General features: G+C 63.5%; 6 protein-coding genes. 3 read left to right on the top strand and 3 right to left on the bottom strand.

The genetic code is table 11. The annotated features are described in order from the left end of the window. The first annotated feature begins 227 nt into the window (after positions 1-227). Positions 228-1,262 (top strand): TorF family putative porin, encoded by a 1,035-nt coding sequence (locus tag JHD07_RS27665; protein WP_291627824.1) that lies wholly within the window; start codon positions 228-230, stop codon positions 1,260-1,262. A gap of 129 nt (positions 1,263-1,391) precedes the next feature. Here JHD07_RS27665 and JHD07_RS27660 read toward each other — a convergent pair whose 3' ends face one another. Beyond that, positions 1,392-3,152 (bottom strand): ABC transporter ATP-binding protein/permease, encoded by a 1,761-nt coding sequence (locus JHD07_RS27660; RefSeq protein WP_291627822.1) that lies wholly within the window; start codon positions 3,150-3,152, stop codon positions 1,392-1,394. 305 nt (positions 3,153-3,457) lie between these two features. Between JHD07_RS27660 and JHD07_RS27655 the strand changes: the two genes are divergently transcribed. Both JHD07_RS27655 and JHD07_RS27650 read left to right on the top strand, forming a co-directional pair. Next, on the top strand, positions 3,458-5,122 hold the full coding sequence (locus JHD07_RS27655; protein WP_291627820.1) for an L-lactate permease: 1,665 nt from the start codon (positions 3,458-3,460) through the stop codon (positions 5,120-5,122). Between the two features lie 144 nt (positions 5,123-5,266). Then, positions 5,267-5,665, top strand: coding sequence for an META domain-containing protein (locus JHD07_RS27650; protein WP_291627818.1), 399 nt, complete (start codon positions 5,267-5,269; stop codon positions 5,663-5,665). Between the two features lie 53 nt (positions 5,666-5,718). Here JHD07_RS27650 and JHD07_RS27645 read toward each other — a convergent pair whose 3' ends face one another. Both JHD07_RS27645 and JHD07_RS27640 read right to left on the bottom strand, forming a co-directional pair. Continuing rightward, the gene (locus JHD07_RS27645) at positions 5,719-6,930 is read right to left on the bottom strand and encodes a hypothetical protein (RefSeq protein ID WP_291627816.1); all 1,212 of its coding nucleotides are present in this window, start codon (positions 6,928-6,930) and stop codon (positions 5,719-5,721) included. A 198-nt stretch (positions 6,931-7,128) separates the two neighbouring features. Then, positions 7,129-7,376: TCP-1/cpn60 chaperonin family protein (locus JHD07_RS27640; protein ID WP_291627814.1), on the bottom strand; the 248-nt coding region annotated here is incomplete at its 5' end.

Below are 7,376 nucleotides of genomic sequence, written 5' to 3'. Positions count from 1 at the left end.
CCGTGCACTTTGGAATGCAAATAATGTGATCGAGAAGCAACACAGGCGGACAACCTTTCGTGAATTGGTCAAAACGCCTAAAAAGTCGGCAGATGCCCGCGCTTTTTGCTTCACGGTTTCTATCCGCCAATCCAGATTGTCGCAGTAATGAATTTGCAATCAGGTCGAGCGCCCCGGGGGGCTTCCGGGATCCGACTGGGGTTTAAGAACTGGTGATGGGGATCGAAATGAAAAAAGTGGCATTGTTGGCAACGGCGCTGGCATTGGTGACGACGGGTTCGGCTTTCGCGGCAGACTTGCGCGTCAAGGCGCTGAAGGCTCCGCCGCCGCCGGCCTTCGATCCGTGGGATATCGCTTTCGGCGCCGGCATCACCAACGATTACATCTTCCGCGGTATTACCCAGTCGAACCACAACCCGTCGGTCACGGCCTATTTCGAGCCGCGCTACAACGTCACCAAGGACCTCCAGCTCTATGTCGGTACCGCCGCCGCGAGCATCTCGTTCCCGAACCGCGCTGCGGCCGAGGTCGACATCTACGGCGGTATCCGGCCGACCTTCGGCATGTTCGCCTTCGACTTCGGTGTCTGGGGCTACCTCTATCCGGGCGGAAGCTGCTTCGGCTCGCAGGGCACCCTCGCGCAGGGCAATTGCGGTACCAGTCTGGATAACTCCCAGGGCGCCATCGGCCTTCCGATCAACGGCAACTTCGCCAAGAAGGACGCGAGCTTCTTCGAAGCCTATGCCAAGCTGAACATCGCCATCAACGACCAGTGGTCGGTCGGCTTCAACGAGTACTATTCGCCGAACTTCCTGAACCTCGGCGCCTGGGGCAACTACGCCTCGGTCACGGCCAAGTGGACTGCACCGAGCACGACCTTCGGCGCCAGCGGCGTCGGCATGTATGTGTCGGGCGAGTTCGGCCGCCAGTGGCTCGGCACCTCCGACATCTTCTACGGCATCGCAGGCGATCCGCGGTACGCGAACGGCATCAAGGAGCCGAGCTACAACACCTGGAACGTCGGCGTCGGCTTCACCTACAAGGTGTTCACGCTCGATCTGCGCTACTACGACACCGATCTGTCGAAGGGTGATTGCAACGCCTTCACCAGCGACTTCTCCGCCACCAACTCCAGCCCTGCCTTCGTCACCCCGATCAACGGTGGCGCGAACGCAGCCACGGCTTTCGGCTCCAACTGGTGTAGCGCTGCTGGCGTCGCCAAGCTCTCTGTCGACCTGACGGCGATGACCAACCTGAAGTAAGCTTCGCATCGAGCGAACTTGGCAAGGGCGGCAGGGCAACCTGCCGCCCTTTTGCTTTGTGGCCATGATGAGAGTGTGTGGAAGCGCTGGTTCGGAGCACGCCCAATCGAGCGGCGCGCCCTTCAGGCCTCAGCCCGCCGCGCTCGGCTCCTTCTCGGCCGGCGCTGCGCCGCCGAGAACGTGGATCGGACCGTCCTTCACCAGCGCCACCTTGCGGGTGTGGAAGGCGTCCAGCGTCGAGCGGTGGCCGATCGAGACGATGGTGGCCTGCGGCAGCTTCTCTGCCAGCAGGCGGTAGAGTCGGGCCTCGGAGGGTTCGTCGAGCGATGCCGTGGCCTCGTCCAGGAAAAGATAGTCCGGCATGTGCAACAGTGCGCGGGCGAGCCCGAGCCGCTGCTGCTCGCCAAGCGACAGCGTCCGGTTCCAGTGGCCGTCCTCGTCCAGCCGCCCGGAGAGGTCGGGAAGCCCCACTGCAGTCAGTGCCTCTCTGATCTTCTCGGGGGCTATGGCGCCGTGTTCGGCCGGATAGATGATGGCATCGCCGAGCGGGCCCACCGGGAAATAAGGACGCTGCGGCAGCATCATCAGCTTGGCTTGTTCGGGGATGGCGATCCTGCCGGTGCCGAACGGCCAGATGCCGGCGACGGCACGGAACAGCGTGGATTTGCCCGAGCCGGATGGCCCGGTCACCAGCACCCGCTCCGACGGTTCGATCGTAAAGGCATGTGACGCGACCAGCGGCTTGCCGTTGGGCAGCTTCACCAGCAGCTGCTCGAACGCGACGGCGTTGCTGCCGCCGGATGACGCGATGCCGATGGTCGGCTCGTGCGCGGCAATGTTGGCGGCCGAACTGACCGCCATCTCGAAGCCGTCGAGACGGGCAACCACCGCGCGCCATTCGGCCAGGGAGCGGTAGGCGGACACGAAGAAGGACAAGGCCTTCTGCACGCTGCCGAAGGCGGACCCGGTCTGCACCATCCCTCCAAGTTGAATCTTACCCGCAAAATAGGCAGGTGCGGTGAGTATGAAGGGGAAGATCACGGCGGCTTGGGAATAGCTCGCCGTGAAGGCCGTCAGACGCTTGGTCCGGCTCATGATCGCATACCAATTGCCGACGACGAAACCATAGCGATGCAGGAGTCGCTGGCGCTCGGCGCCTTCGCCCTTGAGCAGCGCGATCTGTTCGGAGTTCTCGCGCACGCGGACGAGGTTGAAGCGGAAGTCGGCCTCGTAGCGCTGCTGCTCGAAATTGAGGTTGACCAGAGGCGAGCCGATCCAGTGCGTCAGCGCGGTGCCGAAGATCGCATAGATCAGCGCTCCCCAGCACAGATAGCCGGGGATCATGAGATCGGTACCGAACAAGTGCAGCGGTGCCGCGTTCGACAGGCCCCACAGGATGATCACGAACGAGAACAGCGTGACGATCGAGGAAAGCAGCCCGATGCCGATATTGAGAGTCTGCTCGACGAAACTCCGGACGTCGTCGGTGATGCGCTGGTCCGGGTTGTCGGCCGCATCGCCCTTGAGCTGCATCTGGTAGTGGGTCGCGCTATTCAGCCATTCGCCCAGATAGTGACGCGTCAGCCATTGTCGCCAGCGAATCTGGAGCCACTGATTGAGATAGAGCTGGTAGACGGAGAGCGCCACGCTGGCGCTTGCGAGCAGTGTGAAGACGCCAAGTTCCCGGACGAAGCCGTTCCAGTCGCGCTCCTGGAGGTCGTTGTAGAAGCGGCTGTACCACTGGTTCACCAGCACGTCGATGGCGACCAGCAGCAGCTCGATCACGATCACAGCGGCAAGCAGGCCGCGGCCGGCCCATTTGTCCTCCGATCGAAAATAAGGGATGGCGATTCGCCAGACGATCGCGAGCGTGGCGCGGATGTTGTTCACAGAGCTGGGTCTCCTCAGGGGATGTGCACAATGCCCAGAGCCAAATAGCTGAGCCGATGGGGGAAATGGAGGCGCTTAGACTAAAGTCGGAAATTCTATAATTTGCGTTGGATTGTCGCAGCAACCCTAGCATGGTGCCTGCGGCGCTGGGTCGAGTCCCACGGGATTTCGCGAGCTTGTGAGCGGATGGAACCGCCGCATGCGCGAGGCCTCGCGTCAAATTCGGGATTTGTCGCTTGCGACATCAAGCAGGACCGGCTCTCCACGCGGGCCGCCTGCGGCCAACATGCGTGGGGAGCAAGACCATGTGGAACCAAATCTATGATCCGCTCAACAGCCCGGTGCTGTCGACAATCGCGGCGGCGGTGCCCGTCGTCACGTTGCTGGTTCTGATCGCGAGCGGACGGGTTCAGGCGCATATCGCAGCCATCATCGCCGTGATCCTGACCAATCTGGTCACGATCTTCGTTTTCACCATGCCGGCGAACATGTCGATCCGCGCATCGGTGCTGGGCATCGTGACCGGGTTCTTCCCCATCGGCTGGATCGTGCTCAACGTCATCTTCCTCTATCAGGTGACGGTGGCCACGGGGCGTTTCGAGCTGCTGAAACGCGCCGTCGGCGGCGTCACGGAGGACCGGCGGTTGCAATTGCTGCTGATCGCGTTCTCGTTCGGCGCGTTCTTCGAAGGCGCCTCGGGCTTCGGCACGCCGGTGGCCATTACAGGCGCGGTGCTGATCGGGCTCGGCTTCTCGCCGCTCGCAGCGTCCGGCCTGTCGCTGATCGCAAACACCGCGCCGGTCGCCTATGGCGCGCTGGGCACGCCGATCCAGGGCCTTTCCTCCGTCACCGGGCTCGACCCCTATATCCTGGGTGCGATGGTCGGCCGGCAATTGCCGTTCTTCTCGCTGCTCGTGCCGTTCTGGGTGGTGTGGGCCTTCGCCGGCTGGAGGGGCATGAAGGACGTCTGGCCGGCGATCCTCGTCACGGGCCTGACGTTCGCGATCCCGCAATTCGTGATTTCGAACTACATCAACCCCTGGATCGTCGACATCGGTGCGTCGCTGATCTCGATGGGGGCGTTGATCCTGTTCCTGAAGGTATGGCAACCGAAGCAGCTTTGGCTGTCCCCCGCGCTGCGTGGCCGCGATGAATCGGCCGCCACAATGGCTGCGGCCAGGCCGCTCGACAAGACGCCGCTGACGCAGAAGGAGATGTTCGACGCGCTGTTACCGTGGATCATCGTTTGCATCGTGATGCTGATCTGGGGCAGCGGTGCCTTCAAGACCTGGGCGAACGCGATCTTCGTCTGGAACTATCCGGTGCCGGAGCTGCACCAGATGATCAACAAGATGCCGCCGGTCGCGCCGGGACCGACCAAGGAGAGCGCGGTGTTCGCTTTCACCTACCTGTCCTTCACCGGCACGGGCATGCTGATCGCGGCGATCATCTCCGGCGTTCTGATGGGCGTCGGTCCCGGAAGGCTTATCGCCCAATACGGCCGCACCATCCGGCTCTGCGCGATCTCGCTGATCACGATTTCGGCGATGCTCGCGATCGGCACGCTGACGCGCCTGTCCGGCGTCGACGCGACACTCGGCCTCGCCTTTGCCGCGACCGGTGTGCTCTATCCCTTCTTCGGCACGCTGCTCGGCTGGCTCGGCGTGGCGCTGACGGGATCGGATACGTCGTCCAATATCCTGTTCGGCAACCTCCAGAAGATCACCTCCGAGCAACTCGGCCTGTCGCCGATTCTGATGAGCGCGGCGAACTCTTCCGGCGGCGTGATGGGCAAGATGATCGACGCGCAGTCGATCGTGGTCGCTTCCACCGCCACCAACTGGTACGGGCATGAGGGCACTATCCTGCGGTTCGTGTTCTGGCACTCGATCGTGCTGGCGTGCCTCGTCGGTCTCCTCGTGACGTTGCAAGCCTATGTCTGGCCGTTCACGGAGATGGTCCTGAAATAGCGGTCGCCGCCGCCAGGCGGCGCAAATCCCCGCGAGGTTCGCCTCGCGGGGATTTTTTGCGCCTGCGTCGGCCATGGGCGAGCCTTCTCAATGCACCCGCTGTCTTATAGAAGGTGCGGCGAGTCAGGTCGGTCGAGAGGTCTCATGGTTTCGCTCCAGCGATGGGTGTGTGCGGCGGTTGCAATGCTCGCGATGTCGACGCTCGCGCGGGCCCAGGAGGGGTTTCCCTTCGGCACCGAGATGACGCTGGAAGCGTTGCCGCAAGCAGGCTCGAAGCGCATTCCGAACATCGAGATCGGCGACCATGGCGAAGTCGTGCTGGAGCTCTGGTGCAAGGGCGGCAAGGGCCAGTTCTCGGTCGCCGGCAACACCGTGATCTTCGTTCCCGGACAGATCGAGGACCGCAACTGTCCGCCGGCCCGGGCGCAAGCCGACGACGAGCTCGTCGCAGCGCTGAGCAGCGTCGAGACCTGGAAGCGCCAGGGCGACGTACTGACGCTGGCAGGTCCCAAGCCGCTGCGCTTCAGGACGACGGGGAACTGACCGTCAGGGTCATTCCGGGTTCGACGCTGGCGCGTCGCCCCGGAATGACAAAGTCACTTCCACACCGACTTGTCGGCGTCCCAGTGCTGGCCCTTCAGCTCCTTGGCAAGCGCCTCGATCGAGCCGTTGTCGTCGGGCAGGTCGCCTTCCTCGTCCAGACTGGCATCCTCGGACAGGTTGAGCCTCGCACCGCTGCCCTCGTCCGCGGTCGTGGTCGCGGGGCTGCCGATCCAGAGCATGAGCTTGTCGGTGGTGCCCGGCCTGTCCGGCGATATGAGCCCTGCGACCTCGATCGTGTCCGTGAGCTCGAGAGCCGGGAAATCCGGATTGGGCCGCTTGAACACCAGCTTGAGCTTGCCGGTCGCGGGGTTGACGTTCTGCGAGACCGGCTTTGCCCCCAGCGTCCGGCTCAACACGTTCGCGACCGCGGTTGCGAGCTTGCCCTTGTTGACCTTGTCGCCCTCGCGCCAGTCCGCCGCGGGAAAGCGGATGGTGCGGTCCATCTCGACCATGCCCGCGGTCCAGCCTGCCGCCGTGACGCCGGGCATCGCCTTGAACTTGGACAGCAGCGCGCCGGCGCGCTCGGGATCGACCGACATGTTGATGGTCTGCTCGCCCGCGCGCAGCGCGTCGCAGCCGGCATTGAGGCTCGCCAGCGTCACCTCGACCTCCTGGCCCTTCAGGCTCTTCAGGAACTCGGTCGCCGCGTCGAGCTTGACCCTGACCGCGATCGCCTCCGGCGAGACGTCGGTGAAATCCTTCGGTTGCGGCGTAATGCCGTCGTCGGAGCTCTGACTGTCCAAGAATTCCTTTTCGCTCAGATCGGAATTGTCGGGCGAGGTTACCTCCGTCACCGCCTGGCCGATCGCGATCTGGCCGCGGAACTCGAACGTGTCGCCGGACGGCTTGCGCGTCAGCTTGACGGTGACCGGCGACTTCTCGCTGATGCTCTGCGTCGTTCCCGTCAACGTCTGGCCGGCGACCTGGAGATTGACGACGAAGCGGTCCTTGCGGTCGGAATTCTTCGCGATGGGGTAGCAGACGTCGAGCATTGCCGCGGTGACCGTCTTGCCCTGGCGCGTCTCCTTCAGGATCACGTCGGCATTGCCGTCCATCAGCCCGTCGAGAGAGGTGAAATAGCGCGCCTCGGCTCCGCCCGGCGCCGCCGCCTTCGGCGACAGCTTCATCTGGGCGGATGCGAACTCGGGCGAGACGGCGAGCAGAGCCGCCAGCAGGGCAGTCGAACAAACCAGAAGAGCGCGCATCGACGAAGACCTCGGGCAACGGGCATGATCCGGAAAAAGTGTGAAGCGGTTTTCGAGAGGATCATGCCCAGACAGTTAGAATCGGCGCCACCGTAGTGGTTTTTGGCTGCCGGTTGAATTGGAAAGCGGAGAGGCAGGGTCGGCAAAAAAGAAGGCCGCCCGGAGGCGGCCTTCGCAACATTGTCACGGGAGGGAGGCTTAGAAGCCGCCCATGCCGCCGCCGGCCGGCATGGCGGGCGGAGCTTCCTTCTTCGGCGTTTCGGCGACCATGGCTTCGGTGGTGACCAGGAGGCCGGCGACGGAGGAGGCGTCCTGCAGAGCGGTGCGCACCACCTTGGCGGGATCGATGATGCCCTTCTCGACCATGTCGACATAGTCCTCGGTCTGGGCGTCGAAGCCGAAGGTCTCGGACTTGTTCTCCAGAATCCTGCCAACCACGATCGAGC

This window comes from Bradyrhizobium sp., assembly GCF_016462955.1.
Taxonomy (GTDB): domain Bacteria; phylum Pseudomonadota; class Alphaproteobacteria; order Rhizobiales; family Xanthobacteraceae; genus Bradyrhizobium.
The sequence above is the reverse complement of the archived record's forward strand: the minus strand, read 5'-3'. Positions and strand labels throughout refer to the sequence as shown.

Coding starts and splice junctions, on each gene's coding strand:
- JHD07_RS27665 (WP_291627824.1), top strand. CDS start 228: ATGAAAAAAGTGGCATTGTTGGCAACGGCGCTGGCATTGGTGACGACG.
- JHD07_RS27655 (WP_291627820.1), top strand. CDS start 3,458: ATGTGGAACCAAATCTATGATCCGCTCAACAGCCCGGTGCTGTCGACA.
- JHD07_RS27650 (WP_291627818.1), top strand. CDS start 5,267: ATGGTTTCGCTCCAGCGATGGGTGTGTGCGGCGGTTGCAATGCTCGCG.
- JHD07_RS27645 (WP_291627816.1), bottom strand. CDS start 6,930: ATGCGCGCTCTTCTGGTTTGTTCGACTGCCCTGCTGGCGGCTCTGCTC.